At 61.0% G+C, this 17209-nt stretch carries 17 protein-coding genes; 11 read left to right on the top strand and 6 right to left on the bottom strand.

What is annotated here, in order from left to right; translation table 11 throughout:
- Positions 1–134: 134 nt before the first annotated feature.
- On the top strand, positions 135–839 hold the full coding sequence (locus tag LCM4573_RS21230; RefSeq protein ID WP_071008358.1) for an autoinducer binding domain-containing protein: 705 nt from the start codon (positions 135–137) through the stop codon (positions 837–839).
- A gap of 124 nt (positions 840–963) precedes the next feature.
- On the opposite strand, the gene LCM4573_RS21225 is transcribed toward LCM4573_RS21230, so the two are convergent.
- The 5 genes from LCM4573_RS21225 to hemN all read right to left on the bottom strand — a co-directional run bounded on the left by LCM4573_RS21225 (position 964) and on the right by hemN (position 4871).
- On the bottom strand, positions 964–2106 hold the full coding sequence (locus tag LCM4573_RS21225; protein ID WP_071008357.1) for a site-specific integrase: 1143 nt from the start codon (positions 2104–2106) through the stop codon (positions 964–966).
- Positions 2103–2351: a prevent-host-death family protein gene (locus LCM4573_RS21220; RefSeq protein ID WP_071008356.1), complete on the bottom strand. Its 249-nt coding sequence runs from the start codon at positions 2349–2351 to the stop codon at positions 2103–2105. The genes LCM4573_RS21225 and LCM4573_RS21220 overlap by 4 nt, the downstream gene beginning before the upstream one ends.
- A gap of 12 nt (positions 2352–2363) precedes the next feature.
- Positions 2364–2741 (bottom strand): type II toxin-antitoxin system VapC family toxin, encoded by a 378-nt coding sequence (locus tag LCM4573_RS21215; protein WP_071008354.1) that lies wholly within the window; start codon positions 2739–2741, stop codon positions 2364–2366.
- Positions 2738–3031, bottom strand: a complete 294-nt coding sequence (locus LCM4573_RS21210) for a type II toxin-antitoxin system Phd/YefM family antitoxin (RefSeq protein ID WP_071008352.1) — start codon at positions 3029–3031, stop codon at positions 2738–2740. Before LCM4573_RS21210 ends, LCM4573_RS21215 begins: the two co-directional genes overlap by 4 nt.
- Before the next feature lie 487 nt (positions 3032–3518).
- Positions 3519–4871: an oxygen-independent coproporphyrinogen III oxidase gene (gene hemN / locus LCM4573_RS21205; protein ID WP_071008351.1), complete on the bottom strand. Its 1353-nt coding sequence runs from the start codon at positions 4869–4871 to the stop codon at positions 3519–3521.
- A 271-nt stretch (positions 4872–5142) separates the two neighbouring features.
- On the opposite strand from hemN, the gene ccoN reads away from it, so the two are divergent.
- From ccoN to LCM4573_RS21160, 9 genes are all read left to right on the top strand, one after another.
- Positions 5143–6762 (top strand): cytochrome-c oxidase, cbb3-type subunit I, encoded by a 1620-nt coding sequence (gene ccoN, locus LCM4573_RS21200; RefSeq protein ID WP_071008349.1) that lies wholly within the window; start codon positions 5143–5145, stop codon positions 6760–6762.
- A 12-nt stretch (positions 6763–6774) separates the two neighbouring features.
- Positions 6775–7506, top strand: coding sequence for a cytochrome-c oxidase, cbb3-type subunit II (gene ccoO, locus LCM4573_RS21195; protein WP_071008347.1), 732 nt, complete (start codon positions 6775–6777; stop codon positions 7504–7506).
- A gap of 13 nt (positions 7507–7519) precedes the next feature.
- Complete coding sequence (locus tag LCM4573_RS21190) at positions 7520–7672, top strand: CcoQ/FixQ family Cbb3-type cytochrome c oxidase assembly chaperone (protein WP_071008345.1); 153 nt, start codon at positions 7520–7522, stop codon at positions 7670–7672.
- Between the two features lie 2 nt (positions 7673–7674).
- Positions 7675–8538, top strand: coding sequence for a cytochrome-c oxidase, cbb3-type subunit III (gene ccoP / locus LCM4573_RS21185; protein ID WP_071008344.1), 864 nt, complete (start codon positions 7675–7677; stop codon positions 8536–8538).
- Between the two features lie 224 nt (positions 8539–8762).
- Entirely contained in the window at positions 8763–10331 is a 1569-nt protein-coding gene (gene ccoG / locus LCM4573_RS21180) for a cytochrome c oxidase accessory protein CcoG (protein WP_071008343.1), read from the top strand.
- 8 nt (positions 10332–10339) lie between these two features.
- On the top strand, positions 10340–10834 hold the full coding sequence (locus LCM4573_RS21175; protein ID WP_071008342.1) for a FixH family protein: 495 nt from the start codon (positions 10340–10342) through the stop codon (positions 10832–10834).
- Positions 10831–13110 carry a cation-translocating P-type ATPase gene (locus LCM4573_RS21170; protein WP_071008340.1) on the top strand — a complete coding sequence of 760 codons (2280 nt, stop codon included), beginning with the start codon at positions 10831–10833 and terminating at the stop codon, positions 13108–13110. Before LCM4573_RS21175 ends, LCM4573_RS21170 begins: the two co-directional genes overlap by 4 nt.
- The gene (gene ccoS, locus LCM4573_RS21165) at positions 13107–13262 is read left to right on the top strand and encodes a cbb3-type cytochrome oxidase assembly protein CcoS (protein WP_071008339.1); all 156 of its coding nucleotides are present in this window, start codon (positions 13107–13109) and stop codon (positions 13260–13262) included. Before LCM4573_RS21170 ends, ccoS begins: the two co-directional genes overlap by 4 nt.
- 99 nt (positions 13263–13361) lie before the next feature.
- Complete coding sequence (locus LCM4573_RS21160) at positions 13362–14042, top strand: Crp/Fnr family transcriptional regulator (RefSeq protein ID WP_071008337.1); 681 nt, start codon at positions 13362–13364, stop codon at positions 14040–14042.
- A gap of 519 nt (positions 14043–14561) precedes the next feature.
- Here LCM4573_RS21160 and LCM4573_RS21155 read toward each other — a convergent pair.
- A complete protein-coding gene (locus LCM4573_RS21155) occupies positions 14562–15488 on the bottom strand; it encodes an AraC family transcriptional regulator (protein WP_071008335.1) in 927 nt (308 codons plus the stop codon).
- Between the two features lie 240 nt (positions 15489–15728).
- Here LCM4573_RS21155 and LCM4573_RS21150 point away from each other — a divergent pair, with 240 nt between their 5' ends.
- Positions 15729–17159, top strand: a complete 1431-nt coding sequence (locus tag LCM4573_RS21150) for an extracellular solute-binding protein (protein WP_071008334.1) — start codon at positions 15729–15731, stop codon at positions 17157–17159.
- The last annotated feature ends 50 nt before the right edge of the window (positions 17160–17209 follow it).

Genomic DNA, 17209 nt, shown 5'->3' with positions numbered 1-17209 from the left:
TGTCAGATTCGGGGGCTCGAGCCCTGCAGGGCCGTTGGCGCTGCCGCTCATTGAAAGGAGCCGCCGACTAGACGTCCTGGTCTTGTTTGGGACGGGCAACAGTGAGGTGGGATAGAACAAAAGGGGGATTACAGGTGAAGTTTTGGTTTCAGAAGCTAATCGATGTTACCACGGTCGCGCGCACCCGGGAGATGTTCAACGAAGCGCTCACCGAACTCACGGGGGAACTGGGCTTCGAATATTACGCCTACCTCCATATTCAGCCGGTCGGAACATTCGCTGTATCGAACTATCCTCCCGAATGGCAGGATCGGTATCTCTCCAAGAGCTTCGTCGAGATTGATCCCGTGGTCTTATTCGCCAGGTCGACGATGAGGGCGTTCACTTGGTCTTCGGAAATTACGCGGAAGGCCAAATCAAGACGTGTTCGGCAGTTCTATTTGGATGCTGCCGGTTTCGGCATCCGATCGGGCATCACAATTCCGGTGGCGACTGCATTCCGACGCACGGCGATGCTGACCATTGCCTCGAACAAGCCATCTCTTTCGCTGAAGCGAGATATCGACCCGGTCACAGCCGCGACGGCCGTCGCTCAGCTTCACGCGCGGGTTGAACAAGCGGAAGTGGAACCCACGGCAAAACCGAGCATCCGTATGACTGCCAAGCAGGCGCTTATGCTGAAGTGGTCCTCCGAAGGCAAATCCATGAGAGAGATCGCGATGATCGAGAACATGACTTACGCGAATGTGAATTTCCATATGAACAACGCCCGCAAAAAGCTCAATGCCGACACGCAGGCGCAGGCGACGGCATTGGCGACAAAGCTCAAGCTCATTTGAGGCGAACCGAAAATTCGTTGGCTAAGGATGATGCCGCGCCGTCGTGCAATGACGCTAGCTCAGGCTGCTGAATCATATCACCCTTCAGAGCGACTTCGTTCGCTGTGGTTGGAGTTCTGGCCAATCACACGATCAACCGCGCTGCCTCGCCGCGCTTCCGGTCTTGCTCGTTATAATAGGACGCAGCCTGCGCGACCGATTTGTGCTGCGACTGCTGCATCGCCTCCTGAAGAGGGATGCCGCGATTGGCGGCTTCGGTGAGATATCCGGAGCGTAGACCATGCGCGGAAAACTTCACCGGATCGAGCCCGGCTTTTGCGCAACGGGATTTCAGGATCAGGTTGATCGATTGCGGGGTGAGGGGGCGGTGATCGACATTGCCCCATTGGTCGATCGGCCGGAACACTGGCCCGCTGGTGATCTTTGCCTCCCCCAGCCATTGTTTCAGCGCAGTGACCGGGCGGCCGATGATCAGCGATTGCGCGTTGTCCTCGGCTACAGTCGTCTTGGTGCGGCCGAGCCGGATCGCAAGGCAGGGAAGGACAGGGGAGGCCGCGTCCTGCGGATCGGCCCGCACCGGTTCCTCGTCGACGAGATCTTCGACCCGCAGATTGGCGAGTTCCGAGCGGCGGCGGCCGCCGGAGGCGAAGGCGGTCAGCAGGATCGCGCGATCGCGGATCTCGGCCAGACCGGAACCAGCGCAGCTGGCCAGCAGCCTCGCCAGCACATCGCCGGTGACCGCCGCCTTGCTCTTGCGCTGCCGCGGCCGGCCGGTGGCCCGCACAGCCATCCGAAGCGCGCTTTTCAGGGCCGGTTCGGAAAAGAACCCGGCCAGGCCGCGCCAGCGGGTGAGGATCGACCAGGAGGTGAGGCGGCGCCGTACCGTGGACGGCGCATGCGGCCCGGCGGCCTTCAACAGGCCTTGCGATCGCAGGCTGCTCTCGACCTCGGGCGGCATGCCATGCGTCGGGTCGTCCTGCCGCTTGACCGGATCCCACAGATGATGAGCCACGAACTTCAGGAGCAGCGACACCGGCGCTGGCCAGGGGAGGGGGCTGCCGGTCGCCAACCGGCACCAGGCCTGCAGATAGGCGAGGTCGGAGGTCAGCGCCCGCAATGTATTGGCGCCCATGCCCTCATTGACAAGATGGCGCAGCGTCTCGATGTCCTGGTCGGTGAGGAGCTCGGCTAGTTCGTCCCGCCGCTCGATCGGCAGGACCGCAGCGATGGTGTCGAGCTCCTGGGCGCGGCGATCGACGACACTCATTTCGGCAGGCCGTGCTCGTCGTAAAGATCGTCGTGTGCGGAGGTGGTGCCGGCCGGTACGCTGACCCGGCCCTCAGCCGCGAGTTTCAGGAACTCCTCCATCGCTCCTGCCTTTTTTGCGATAAAGGTCAAGGTTGCTATCGGCCTCTCATCGCCACAGATGATGATTTGGTCGCCGCGAGCTGCGAACTCGATCAACTCCTCAAGCCGCTCCGCCGCCTCGGCTATCTCTACTAAAATCCTCATTTGCAGCGCCCTTCACCAGACACGCTCATGGAGGACCGCATCGAACACCACATCCGTCGAGATGAAGGTGCAATGCTCGAGCCGCGCTTGGGCTGCCAAAATCCGATCCCACGGATCCCGGTGCTCCCATTCGAAGGCGGCGGCCAGTTCGGCATGCAGATCGCTGATGGCGAGTGTCTGCAGCCCGCTGGCGGTCACCGCCGCGCGCAATTCCTGCGGTTTCAGGTCGAGCTTCTTCAGCCGCATCTTGTTATCCAGTTCGTAGAAGGACACGGCGCTGACCAGAATGGTGTTCGCCTTATCCTCGATCAGTGATCGGGCGGTCGCCGAARGCCGGTCGCTGCCGATCGTCCACCAGTAAACGGCGTGGCTGTCGAGCAGCAGCTTCATGCCTGGGGCTCGCGGCCTGCCGGCGCGCCCCGCCAGATGCCGGCGTCATCGTTCCAGTCGCCGGCGTCAATGGCGGCCTGCTCGGCGTCGACCGCATCGAACAGGTCGTCGGGTAGGCCGCGCTGCCGCAGCAGACCGAAGGGACGCTTGCCGCCGAGGTCGGCCGGGCCGATGCGAGCATAGATCTCATTGCCGCGCATGATGACGATCTCCTCGCCTTGGTGAGCCCGTTCGAGCACCTGCGCAAAATTCTTGCGGGCCTCGCTGATCTTGTAGCTGGTTTGCGGCATGATTGCCTCCGCTGTTGCCGTTGCGGCGAGAGTATCAGGCGATTTGCCCTGGTACAACCCATATGTACGCCTCACTATCGATACATGGTCCGTATCGATAGTTAATGGAGCATCATAGCATATGGTCCTCTACGAAACCGACGTGCACGATAGTTTTCATTTCGAAGTGTTCGCTGTGCTTTCAATGTGATTTACGAGCCCAACAACTCGTCCCTCTAGATCCTGTTGCGGTCGCTGCCCGCCGCTTTTCCTTTCCGTTTCAATTGAAGTGGAAAGCTGAAACTCAGTACCCGATTTTGATCCAACGGCTCCGTCAAAGCCCGGACGTCTGGTAAGATTCACGCGGAAGCGATCCCCTAGCGGCAGGACCATCGGGAGACGCCACGCTTCGGCTTCACCGTCTTCGAGATGCTGGTCGATCACGGGAAGGAAAGCCCGGCATATGTGCAGATGCCGGCTCTCTGTTCCTGGCTTTGAAAGCAGACCTTCACGCGGCCTTGCTGTGCATCCGCCCCGATTGCTCGATATAGGCATCGAAGGCGGCTGCGGCGGCACGAATGAGGAAGCGCTTTCCCTCGCGAAGCCGTATGACGCCGTCGGCATTTTCGAGGATGCCGTCGCTCTCAAGCATTGCGAGCTTGGCATTGCCGTAGAGCAACATCTCCGGATCGAAGCCGTGCGCCCTGGCAAGGGCAGGGATATCGACGCAAAAGTCGCACATCAGCCGCTCGATAACCGCTGCCCGGAAGCGGTCCTCTTCCGTCAGCCGATAACCCTTCGCGGTGGCGAGGCGACCGTCGGCGATCTTCTGCGCATAGCGGCCGTGCGGCACCTCGTTCTGCACATAACCCTCCGCCGTCCGCCCTATCGCGGACGCGCCGAGCCCGATCAGCGTCTCGCAGGCATCGGTGGTATAGCCCTGGAAATTGCGATGCACTCGCCCGGCACTTTGCGCGACGGCCAGGCTGTCGTCAGGACGGGCGAAATGATCGAGGCCGATCTGCCGATATCCGGCGGCGATGAGGGTCGCGGCGATCGCCTCCGCCTGCACGATGCGGTCCCCGGCATCTGCGAGCAAGGTCTCGTCGATCAGTTTCTGGTGCTTCTTGAAGGAAGGAACATGAGCGTAGCCGAAGACGGCGAGGCGATCAGGTCGCATGGCTACCGCTGTCTTGGCCGTTTCGATGCAGGACTCAACCGTCTGATGCGGCAGGCCGTATATGAGATCGAAATTGATGCCGGCAATGCCCGCCCGCCGTAGCCGGGAAACGGCCGCCATCGTCTGTGCCTCGCCCTGAACCCGGTTGATTGCCTTCTGCACGACCGGATCGAAGCTCTGGACGCCGAGGCTCGCGCGGCGCACGCCGGTTTCTCCAAGCATTGCCGCCATGTCCGGCGTGAGCGTTCTCGGATCGATCTCGATTGCTATCTCGGTCGTCCCGGTAAAATCGAAGCGATGACGCAGATGCGTCATCAGGTGCTGAAAGTCCTCGGGCCGGATGATCGTTGGCGTCCCGCCGCCGAAATGCACATGATCGACGCTCAGGCGTTTTCCGGCCGCCGCCGCGACCAGATCCGTTTCCACGCGAAGCGTTTCGAGATAGTCGAGGATCGGACCGTCCCGCCGGGTGATCGTCGTATGACAGCCGCAATACCAGCACATCGACCGGCAGAAGGGGATGTGTAGATAGAGCGAAACGGGCTTCCGTTCCTGTGCGGCGGTAAGCCAGTCGCCATAGGTGTCCGCGCCGAYGGCAGGCGAAAAGCGTGGCGCGGTCGGATAGCTCGTGTAGCGTGGAAGGCGTGCCTCGCCGTATTTGGCGAGAAGATCCTGCTGCATGGGTGAGGTCCTTCTAGTCCTGGGATCTATGCCATCCTACAGGGGTAGCGCGTGCCGCTCTTTGAGAAATGTCAAGAAACCCGCGACAAAGGCTTTCGCGAAGTCGACTGCCAGCCATATGGCAGGTCAGCGCCTTCCTCATAGGGGCCGTTCGCCTCCGATCTTGATCTAAATCAAGGTGCCGGGAACCCGGTTCTGCCAATCCCTGAATGACTTCGGCCGCATGTGTGCAGTGCCGGTCAGCGATCAGGGAAGCGTTGGGACCATACCCATGAAACAGACAGTCGAGATAGTCGTGCTTGCGGTGGGCGCCTTCCTGGCGCTCGTTGGAGCCGGCTTTGCCCAGGACCGCCTATTTGCCGCTCACATGTGGGTGCTTTTCTTCGTGCTGCTCGCCAGCACGCTCGTGCTCATGCGCCGTGTCGATTTTCAGCCGTCGGCCGCCGGTCGCGCGGCCCAACGGTCGGAATATTTCGACGAGGTGGTGAAATACGGTGTCATCGCCACGGTGTTCTGGGGCGTGGTCGGTTTCCTTGTGGGCGTGGTCGTCGCCCTGCAGCTCGCCTTTCCCGACCTCAATGTGGAACCATGGCTCAATTTCGGCCGCCTGCGGCCGCTGCACACCTCCGCAGTGATCTTCGCTTTCGGCGGCAATGCGCTCATCGCGACCTCGTTCTATGTCGTGCAGCGCACCAGCCGCGCGCGTCTCTTCGGCGGCGATCTCGGCTGGTTCGTCTTCTGGGGCTACCAGCTCTTCATCGTCATGGCTGCCACCGGCTATCTTCTCGGCATCACCCAGTCGCGCGAATACGCCGAGCCGGAATGGTATGTCGATCTCTGGCTGACGATCGTCTGGGTCGCCTACCTCGTCGCCTTCCTCGGCACGATCCTCATGCGCAAGGAACCGCACATCTACGTGGCGAATTGGTTCTATCTCGCCTTCATCGTCACTATCGCCATGCTGCACATCGTCAACAATCTGGCGGTGCCGGTCTCTTTCCTGGGTTCCAAAAGCTATTCGGCCTTTTCGGGTGTCCAGGATGCGCTGACGCAGTGGTGGTACGGACACAATGCCGTGGGCTTCTTCCTGACCGCCGGCTTCCTGGCCATGATGTACTACTTCATCCCCAAGCAGGTGAACCGACCCGTCTATTCCTACCGGCTGTCGATCATCCACTTCTGGGCGCTGWTCTTCATGTATATCTGGGCCGGCCCGCACCACCTGCACTACACCGCCCTGCCGGATTGGGCGCAGACCCTCGGCATGGTGTTCTCCATCATGCTCTGGATGCCCTCCTGGGGCGGCATGATCAACGGCCTGATGACCCTTTCGGGCGCATGGGACAAGATCCGCACCGATCCCGTCGTGCGCATGATGGTCATGGCCGTCGCCTTCTACGGCATGGCGACCTTCGAAGGTCCGATGATGTCGATCAAGACCGTCAACTCGCTGAGCCACTATACCGACTGGRCCATCGGCCACGTGCATTCCGGCGCGCTCGGCTGGRATGGGCTCATCACCTTCGGTGCCGTCTATTTCCTCGTGCCGAAGCTTTGGGGCAGGGAGCGTCTCTACAGCCTGCGGATGGTCAACTGGCACTTCTGGCTGGCCACTCTCGGCATCGTGATCTATGCCGCAACCATGTGGGTCGCCGGCATTCAGCAGGGTCTGATGTGGCGCGAATACGACGAGCAGGGCTTCCTGGTCTATTCCTTTGCGGAATCGGTGGCGGCGCTGTTTCCCTACCATGTCATGCGTGCCGCCGGCGGTGCCCTTTTTCTCTGCGGCGCACTCATCATGGCCTTCAACGTAACGATGACGATTCTCGGGCGCGTTCGCGACGAAGCCCCGATCCCGGGTGCGGCGCCGCTGCCGGCGCCCGCGCAATAAGGAGGGCAGACCATGTCCATTCTTGATAAACACGCGATCCTCGAACGTAACGCCACTCTGCTTCTCGTCGGTTCGCTGGTCGTCGTCTCCATTGGCGGCATCGTCGAGATCGCGCCGCTCTTCTATCTCGAGAACACGATCGAGAAGGTGGAAGGCATGCGGCCCTACTCGCCGCTGGAGCTTGCCGGGCGCGACATATATATCCGCGAGGGTTGCTATGTCTGCCATAGCCAGATGATCCGGCCGTTCCGGGACGAGGTGGAGCGCTACGGCCATTACTCGCTGGYGGCGGAGTCGATGTACGACCATCCGTTCCAATGGGGCTCGAAGCGCACAGGGCCGGATCTCGCCAGGGTCGGCGACCGCTACTCCAACGAATGGCATGTACAGCACATGAGCGATCCGCGCTCGGTCGTGCCGGAATCGATCATGCCGAGCTACTCGTTCCTCAAGGAAACGCCGCTCGAGGTGAAGAATGTCGCCATGAACCTGAAGGCGAACCGGGCGGTCGGCGTGCCTTATACAGACGAGATGATCGACAACGCGCTGTCGGACCTCAAGGCACAGGCCGATCCGGATGCCGATACATCCGGTGTCGAAGCACGTTACCCGAGGGCGAAGTTCGGCGATTTCGACGGGGATCCGAAGCGCCTGACAGAGATGGACGCGCTCATCGCCTATCTCCAGATGCTCGGTACGCTCGTGGATTTCTCCACCTACGACGACACGACCGGCTACCGCTGAGAAGGAGGGCCACATGGAAACCTACACGGCCATGCGCCACTTCGCCGATAGCTGGGGGCTGCTCGCCATGACGGTCTTCTTCCTCGGTGTCGTTCTTTTCACTTTACGGCCGGGCGCCAAAAAGGCCGCCGAACAAGCCGCCACCATCCCGCTCAAGGAGGATTGACCATGGCGGACAAGCATGTCGACGAGATCAGCGGGGTCGAAACCACCGGCCATGAATGGGACGGTATCCGCGAACTCAACAACCCTATGCCGCGCTGGTGGGTCTACTGCTTCTATGCCACCATCGTCTGGGCGATCGGCTACGCCATCGCCTATCCGTCCATCCCGATGCTGACGGATGCGACCAAGGGTCTGCTCGGTTTTTCCAGCCGCGCCGAAATGCGTGCGGAGCTTGCCGGCGCACAGGCCGCGCAGGCGGATTACAGGGAACGGATCACCTCGAGCTCGCTGGAGGAGATTATCGCCGATCCCCAATTGCGGCAGTTCGCCGTCTCGGCCGGCTCTTCCGCCTTCAAGGTGAATTGCGCGCAATGTCACGGTTCGGGTGCTGCCGGCGGGGCGGGCTTTCCGAACCTGAACGATGACGACTGGCTGTGGGGCGGCAAGCCCGAGGATATCTACCAGACGATTGCGCATGGCATCCGGTACAATAGCGACGAGGAAACACGCTTCTCGGAGATGCCGTCCTTCACGGACATGCTGAAGCCGGAAGAACTTCGCGCGACCGCGGCATATGTCGTGAGCCTCACCGGAACGCCTTCGAATCCCACCACCGTCGAGCAGGGCAGGCAGCTTTTCGCCGACAATTGCGCCTCTTGCCACGGCGCGGATGCGAAGGGCAATCGCGAACTCGGCGCGCCGGATCTCGCCGATGCAATCTGGCTGAAGGGCGAGGGCGAACAGGCAATCATCGATCAGATGAGGGCGCCCAAGCACGGCGCCATGCCTGGCTGGCGTCAGCGCCTCGGTGATACCGCCGTCAAGGAGCTCACCGTATTCGTGCATTCGCTCGGGGGTGGTGAATAAGGGTGCGAGGCGGTCGGCCGTCTTCCAGCGGCGGCCAATATGCTCGCGGGGGCGGGTAACTGAGCGTCTCTTCGGCGGGCTGGCCGGAGGGACGCTTCTTTTTATCGGGCATGGTCTTTCGCCATGCGAGATACCGAGGGCGACAAACTTGACGTAGATCAAGGTATGCGGCGCGCGCAGCGGGCAAGGTCACTGGAGAAGCGCGTTTGCCGGGACTTTCCCATATGCTCCACAAGCCCGATACCGAAACTGCCAGCGTCGAGCGGCTCGATGCCGAGCCGGTCAATGCCGCGCAAGTGCGCAACCCGCTCTATGAGAAGCGCCGCAAGATCTTCCCTAAGCGGGTGGAGGGGCGTTTTCGCAGGTTCAAGTGGCTGGTAATGCTGCTAACACTCGGTATCTACTATCTGATGCCGTGGGTTCGCTGGGATCGCGGTGCACATGCGCCGGACCAGGCCGTGCTGGTCGATCTCGCCGCTCGCCGCTTCTATTTCTTTTTCATCGAAATCTGGCCGCAGGAGTTTTTCTTCGTCGCCGGACTTCTGGTGATGGCGGGTCTCGGGCTTTTTCTGGTCACGTCGGCGGTCGGGCGCGCCTGGTGCGGCTATGCCTGCCCACAGACCGTATGGGTCGATCTCTTCCTGGCGGTCGAACGCTTCATCGAGGGCGATCGCAATGCCCGGATGCGGCTCGATGCCAGTCCCTGGACGCTGGACAAGCTCGCCAATCGCTTCGCCAAACATTCGATCTGGCTCCTTATCGGTCTCACGACCGGAGGCGCCTGGATCTTCTATTTCGCCGATGCTCCATCCCTGTTGAAAAGCTTTGTCATGCTCGATGCGCCGCCCGTCGCCTACATGACGGTCGCGATCCTGACGGCCACGACCTACGTCTTCGGCGGGCTGATGCGCGAGCAGGTCTGCACCTACATGTGTCCCTGGCCGCGCATCCAGGCGGCGATGCTGGACGAGAATTCGCTCGTCGTCACCTATAACGACTGGCGCGGCGAGCCGCGCTCCCGCCATGCCAAGAAGGCAGCGGCGGCGGGGGAGGTGGTCGGCGACTGCGTCGACTGCAACGCCTGCGTCGCGGTCTGCCCTATGGGTATCGACATACGCGACGGCCAGCAGCTCGAATGCATCACTTGCGCGCTGTGTATCGATGCCTGCGACGGCGTGATGGACAAGCTCGGCCGGGAGCGGGGGCTGATCTCCTACGCGACGCTCAGCGATTACGCCGCCAACATGGCGCTTGCGACCGATAACGGCACGGCGGCGGTCGATCCGAGGCGGGTGCGCGACTCCGACGGAGCCTTCACGGAGAAGGTGAGACAATTCGATTGGCGCATTGTCTTCCGGCCCCGCGTTCTCTTCTATTGCGCGGTATGGGCGCTGATCGGCATCGGCCTCCTTTACGCGCTCCTTTCACGCGACCGGCTTGAGCTCAACGTCCTGCACGATCGAAATCCGCAATATGTCCTGGAGTCGGACGGTTCGGTTCGCAACGGCTACATCGTCAAGCTCCTCAACATGATCCCTGAGCCGCGGACCATCACGCTGACGATCGAAGGCATGCCGGCTGCGCGCATGCGGATTGCCGGTCAGGCGCCCGGCGATGGCCGGAGCTTCGAGATCAGCGCCGATCCGGACAAGGTAACAGCGCTCAAGGTCTTCGTGACCCTGCCGAAAGAAAATCTCGGCGAGGCGGATGCGGGGTTTGTGTTGATCGCCGATGATCCGTCGAGCCACGAACAGGACCGCTACCGGGCGAACTTCAGCCGGCCAGCAAGATGAGGTCGCATATGATAGAGCAAGAGAGAAAAGCGGGCAGCTTTACCGGCTGGCACATGGCCGCGGTGATGGCCCTGTTCTTCGGTACAATCATCTCGGTCAATTTCGTCATGGCCTGGAACGCCAGCCGAAGCTGGAGCGGTCTTGTGGTCGAAAACACCTACATCGCCAGCCAGCAGTTCAACCGCAAAGTCGCCGAGGCTCGCGCCTTTCAGGCCGGCGGTGTTCAAGGGTCGCTGACGGTCGGGGCTGGGGAAATCCTCTATACCCTCACGCGAAACGGCGAACCGGAGCGGCAGGTCGACAAGGTAGTCGCGGTGTTCAAGCGCCCGGTCGAGGAGCATGAGGACCTTCATGCCGAGCTCGATCGCCGGGGTGACGGCACGTTCGTCTTTGCCGAGGAACTCAAGCCGGGCCAATGGATCGCCGATCTGACGGCAATGGCGGGGGATGCCGTGATCTACCGCCAGGCGACCCGCTTCGTAGCGCAGGGAGACGGCAGATGAGCTGTTGCGCGGGTACCGTTGCGACTGCCGTATTCCCTGCCGACAGGCAAGCGCTGCCCGTCTCCGAAGAGCTTTGGCTTTCCGCCAAAAACCTTGGTGGGGGATTGCGCCAGACCGACTTGAGCGTGCCGGGTGTTCATTGCGGCGCCTGCATCACCACGATTGAGGAGGCGTTGCGCAGAAGGCCGGAAGTCGAGCGCGCTCGCGTCAATCTCTCTACGCGGCGCGTTTCGATCGTCTGGAAGGAGGAGGCCGGTGGCCGCCGCAGCGATCCCCACGAACTCGTGCGCGCGGTTGCGGAACTTGGCTACGGGGTGCACCTCTTCTCGCCGGAAGAGGGGGCAGACGGGCAACTGCTCAAGCAGTTGATCCGGGCGGTTGCCGTTTCCGGGTTTGCTGCGGCCAATATCATGCTGCTTTCCGTTTCCGTCTGGTCGGGCGCGGATGCGGCCACCCGCGACCTCTTCCACTGGATATCGGCGATGATCGCCGCGCCAGCCCTCATCTATGCCGGGCGGTTCTTCTATCAATCCGCCTGGAATGCGCTTCGCCACGGCAGGACAAACATGGACGTGCCGATCGCGTTGGCTATCACGCTTTCCTATGGCATGTCGCTCTACGAAACCATCGGCCACGGCCAGCATGCCTGGTTCGATGCGACGGTAAGCCTGCTGTTCTTCCTGCTGATCGGCAGGACCCTCGACCACATGATGCGGGGGCGGGCACGATCGGCGATCAGCGGTTTGGCGCGTCTTTCGCCACGCGGTGCGACGATTATCCATCCGGACGGTTCCCGCGAGTACCGCCCTGTTGACGAGATCCGGGTGGGTGAGCGGCTGATGATCGCTGCCGGCGAACGGGTTCCCGTTGATGGTCGCATCATTTCGGGCACCAGCGATCTCGACCGCTCTGTCGTTAATGGCGAGAGCGCACCGATATCTGTGGGTACAGGCGATATGGTGCAGGCCGGTACGCTCAACCTCACGGGTCCGCTGACCCTGGAAGCGACAGCGGCGGCGCGCGACTCCTTTCTTGCCGAAATCGTCGGGCTGATGGAAGCCGTAGAGGGCGGGCGGGCCCGCTACCGGCGCATCGCCGACCGGGCAGCGCAATATTATTCGCCGGTCGTGCACCTGCTGGCCCTCCTGACATTCATAGGCTGGATGCTGGTGGAAGGCGACGTCCACCATGCCATGCTGATCTCGGTCGCGGTGCTCATCATCACCTGCCCATGCGCGCTGGGGCTTGCCGTGCCGGTCGTCCAGATCGTCGCGGCGGGTCGGCTTTTCCAGGGCGGCATCATGGTCAAGGATGGTTCGGCCATGGAGCGGCTTGCCGAAATCGACACCGTGCTTCTGGACAAGACGGGTACGTTGACGATCGGCAGGCCGCGGCTCGTCAACGCGCATGAAATCGCACCGGATGCGCTCGCAAGGGCGGCAGCTCTGGCGGCGCATTCGCGCCACCCGATCGCGATGGCGATCCAGGATGCCGCAGACGCGTCACCGCTTGCCGGAGAGATCCGGGAGATTCCTGGTGCCGGCATCGAGGCGAAAACCGAGGCCGGCGTCTATCGGCTGGGGAGCCGCAATTTCGCGGTTGGTAAACCCGGCGCCGGAAGCGGCCAATCGGAGGCAGTCCTGTCGCTCGAGTATCGGGAATTGGCTTGCTTCCGGTTCGAAGACCGGTTGCGGCCGGCGGCGCGCGAAACGATCGATGCGATCGGCCGTCTCGGCCTTTCGGCGGGCATTCTCTCGGGGGACCGCGAGGCCGTGGTTGAAGCGCTCGCAAAGGAACTCGGGATTACCGACTGGCACGCGGAACTCACACCGCATGGAAAGGTGGAAGCCTGCAGTGCTGCCGCAGAGGGTGGGCACAGGGTGCTGCTGGTCGGAGACGGCATCAATGACGCGCCAGCCCTTCGCGCGGCGCATGTTTCGATGGCGCCGGCGACGGCCGCCGATGTCGGGCGGCAGGCGGCCGATTTCGTCTTCATGCATCAGTCGCTTTCGGCTATCCCCTTCGCCATCGAGACCTCGAGGCGAGTCGGCCGCCTGATCCGCCAGAATTTCGTGCTGGCGATCGGCTATAACGCGATCGCGGTACCGATCGCCATTGTCGGCTATGCGACCCCGCTGGTGGCGGCGATCGCTATGTCCACCTCCTCGCTCGTTGTCGTCGTCAATGCCCTGCGATTGAAGGGTGCCGTCTTCGCCGACAGAGATGGTACGGCAGGGTCGGGCAGAGCGCTGCAATCGATTGGGGCAGGCGCATGAACACGCTGATCTATCTCATTCCGATCGCCCTCCTTCTCGGCGGCCTCGGGCTTGCGGCGTTCCTGTGGGCGCTCAGGAGCGGACAATACGAGGATCTCGATGGGGCTTCCTGGCGGGTGCTCGATGACGGTGACGGGAAACCGCAAAAGTAGCGGGCAGAATCTGCCTACAACAGCCGGCGGTATTGATCGAGGTCATGTACCGAAGTCCAAGGATGAGTAGATTCATGCGATCTTATTGGAGAGTATGCAATGAAGACCTTGCAGATGACTTCGATCGATCGGAACATCCTCACGGGCTGCCGCTTCTTCAAGCGATTGCCGCTTTCGACCGCCGAGGCCATTCTCCACGGAGCGGCGCTGGCAGAGCATGAGAAGTACGACAGCTTGTTCCGTCAAGGTGACAGAATCGACGATGTTTTCCTCGTGCTTTCGGGGCTTGTTCGTCTCTACCGCGTCGGCAAGGATGGACGCGAGGCCGATGTCGGAGTGTTCGCTAAAGGCGAGCTATTTGGTGAGGACACCATGTTCCTTGGATATCGTGCCACTGCCAACGCGGAAGTGGCCGAGAACTCGGTCATCGCACGAGTGGACAGTCGCAAGCTCCGCCAATTGGCCGCTTCGGACCCGGACGTAGCCCAAGCTTTCATCGAGCATCTATGCCATCGCGGCAAAATGAAGGAGGATCTGTTGGCGCAGGACCGCCTGCTCACTGCTCCCCAGCGAGTCGCGAACTATCTTCTCAGCCAATGCCCGAACGGCTCGACGAGTTTCTGCTTCCGACTGCCATTCCAAAAAAGCGTTCTTGCCGGCAAGCTTGGACTTGCTCCGGAAGCGCTTTCTCGTGCTTTTTCAGCCCTTCGTGAATCGGGCGTCAGCGTCAAAGGCCGGATGATCGAGATTCACGATCGACACGCGCTCGAGCGGTTCTGACATTCCATTCCGAACGGCGGCATTCGCGGCCCACCGGCATCACGTTCTGACCGCTGGCTGAGAGAGCGGAGGTATCGCCGTCCAACATCTCCTTCGCGTAGGAATCCCGCTCGATCTGTGCGGCTTGCCCTGCATCGTCTATGGCGAGACCCCGCGGCTGGTGCACGAGTTCCTCCAGCGCGTGCTCGACCCGACACCCGGAAATGTAGCCGCGGCGACCGCACCCGACCTGCGCCTGCTGCTGGAAGTGGCGAGGGTCCGCGTAAGGCTTTTGTCCTGCGCAGGGAGTTAGCGCGCCRCACTCCCCCCGTCGACGTCTCGCGGCGAATACCCACTGATCAAGGAGGAGGCGTATTGCCGAGTACTTATGTGCGTAGAATTTTACCCGACTGCGAAATGCGTAATCACTGAATGCGCCGTCGCGCCGGAAAGGAGTAGGTCTGAGTCCCGGCATTATGAAGTCGCAAGGAAAGAATACATCTTCCTGCCGCGCGAAGTATCGTCGACTAACCGCTAGGCTCACTCCACAGGCATATGGTCTGTCGCTGTCTGAGGTAACGGAACGGTTCTGCGGTTGGTGGACAGTTTCCGGTATTTTGTAGGCGTTAAGTTGTGGTGGCGGAGAAACACCCGGTTGAAATTTGACAGGTTGCGATAGCCCACCTCGAAGCAGATGTCGGTTATCGGCAGAGAGGTCTCGGTCAATAGCTGACCCGCCTTCCAGATACGAAGCTTGTTGACGTGATCGGTGAAGCTGTGACCGCTGTTTTTCTTGAAAAATCGCGAGAAAGCGCTGTCGCTCATGCCGACCATGCGAGCCATGTCCGGCAACCGGATATTTTCGGACAGATTGGCAAAGATATACGCGAAAACCTGTTGCAAGGCTTCGAGCGAGCCATAGCTCAGGTCCGGCACATAGGCCTCTGAAGACAGCGTATCGAACTCGTCCGTGTCTCGCAGCAGCGACAACAATGACAGGAAGGTTGAAAGCCGCACCGAGCCGGTCTGAAACTCCATGTCGAGTATCAGCGCCTCGGCCTGTTCCCGCGCCCGGCCTTTGAAGGAGAGCCCCCGCTGCGCGCGGGCGAGAAAATCACGCAGCCCCGCCAGTTCCGGCAGGAAGGCCGAAGCCTGCTCCAGCTTAGCCGGCAGAAACTGGATGACGATGTCGCGTCCTGGAATGCGCTCATCGGGTCCGAGCGGCGTCACCCAGTCGTGCGGCAGATTGCTACCGATGACGCAAATATGGCCCGGCGAAAACGCGCCGACATGATCGCCTGCAAGTAGGACACCGCTGGCGTTGGGAATGTAGTGGATCTCCACCTCCGGGTGGAAATTCCAGACGTTGCGTTCCCACGGATAGTCGTCGCGGCGCCAGAGGAACGACTCGTCCGCGCCGGTCAAGACATATTCAAATCTCGCGACCGTCGGCGAAACAACTGACATTGCGGACGTCCTCCCGTGTTTCCGGCATCTTCGTTACTGAAAAGTAATACTGGATTGTGCAACGCACACAAGAATTCATCAACATATTCGACATTTGGCGCATGAAAGTATCAGTATCGCGCAACGGCCGCGCTTGTGTCCACTCCTTCTTTCCACAAGTATTGAGGTCCGTTGAGCGTGTCGGAGGAGAGTTTAGCACGCACAACCGGACCGATCTTGCGATCCAAATGGAGGAGAACAATGAACAGTTTCGTCAAAGCCGCGGGCGTCGGCTTCATTTCGCTTGGCCTTTGGAACTCGACCGCTCTTGCTCAGGATTCCTGGTGGAAGACTGCCGCCCAGCCCTATCAGGGCACGACCATTCGGGGCATCTCGGAATCGACCCCAGCGTCGAAATATGTCGAGCAGGTACTCGGTCCGAAATTCACCGAAGAGACCGGCATAAAGGTCGAATTCGAGGCCACATCTTGGGACCAGATGTACGATAAGGCAATCAAGGACATGGAAGCCAATACCGGCATCTATGACTTCGTCTATATCGAGCAGGACATCGTATATACGTATCTGGCCCGCAACTTCCTGGTCGATATCACCAAGTCGCTCGCCGATAATGCAAAGATCGCTTCGCCGGACTTCAAGCCGGAGAATTTCACCACTTTCCTGAACTATTTCAAGGATCCGAAGTCGGGCAATGTCATGGGCGTCCCCATGGAAGCATTCATCAAGCCTTACCTCTACCGCAAGGATCTTTTCGAGGATCCGGCGATCCAGAAAGCCTACAAGGATTCCACCGGCGCGGACCTGAAGCCCGCGACGACACATGACGAATATACCCAGATTGCCAAATTCTTCACCGAATACGGCGCAGACAAGGAGCTCTGGGGAACCACCGTACAGGCCTCGTCGAGCCACCCCGCCGCCTTCTACGAATTTTTCGAGTCGATCGCGCCGACCTTCGGCGTGTACAACTGGGGCATCGATGRCACGACCTTCGCGGCCACCGAAGCTAACGGCGGCCAGATGAACTCGGCCGCGGCGAAGAAGGCACTGAACTACTGGGTCGGCCTGCTGAAATATGCGCCGCCGGAATCGACATCGTCCACTTGGGATGAGGTTGCTGGGACATTTGCCGCCGGCCGCGCAGCCCAAGGCCTCGTCTACGGTGAAAACGCTGCCTGGATCGCTACCGACGAAAGCAAATCGACCGTCGTCGGCAAGGTGGGAGTGGCATTGCCTCCGGTTGAGGCGGGTGTCATGGAAGCAGCCGAATCCGGCAAAGGATATATCGGCTACTACGATGGTGGCGCGTTCGGCATCCCGCATTCGTCCAAAAACAAGGACGCATCGCTGCTATTCCTGCAGTATATCGGTCAGGCTTCAGTGCAGACCGACTGGGCGCTGGCCGGCTCCCGCATCGTCATGAACGCGACCTACGATGATCCGAAGATCGTCGATCAGGACAAGAAGATGAACGGCTACTACACGCTAATGCGTGACGACGGAAAGTTGTTCGCCGGAGCTCCGCCGTTTCCGTTCCACTCGCAAGTTCTGCAGGTAGCCGCGCCGTTCATCTACAAAGCGATTGTCGGTGAGATCAAACCGGACGATGCGCTGGACCAGGCCGCCACCGCAGCCGAAGCTGAACTCGTGAAACTCGGCTACCGCAAATAAAAGACCGCACCTCCCAGCGGTCGGCGGCCGCCTTCAGCAAGGCGGCCGCC

Origin of the sequence: Rhizobium sp. LCM 4573 (genome assembly GCF_001854865.1) — a bacterium.
Classification (GTDB): Bacteria; Pseudomonadota; Alphaproteobacteria; order Rhizobiales; family Rhizobiaceae; genus Neorhizobium.
The sequence above is the reverse complement of the archived record's forward strand: the minus strand, read 5'-3'. Positions and strand labels throughout refer to the sequence as shown.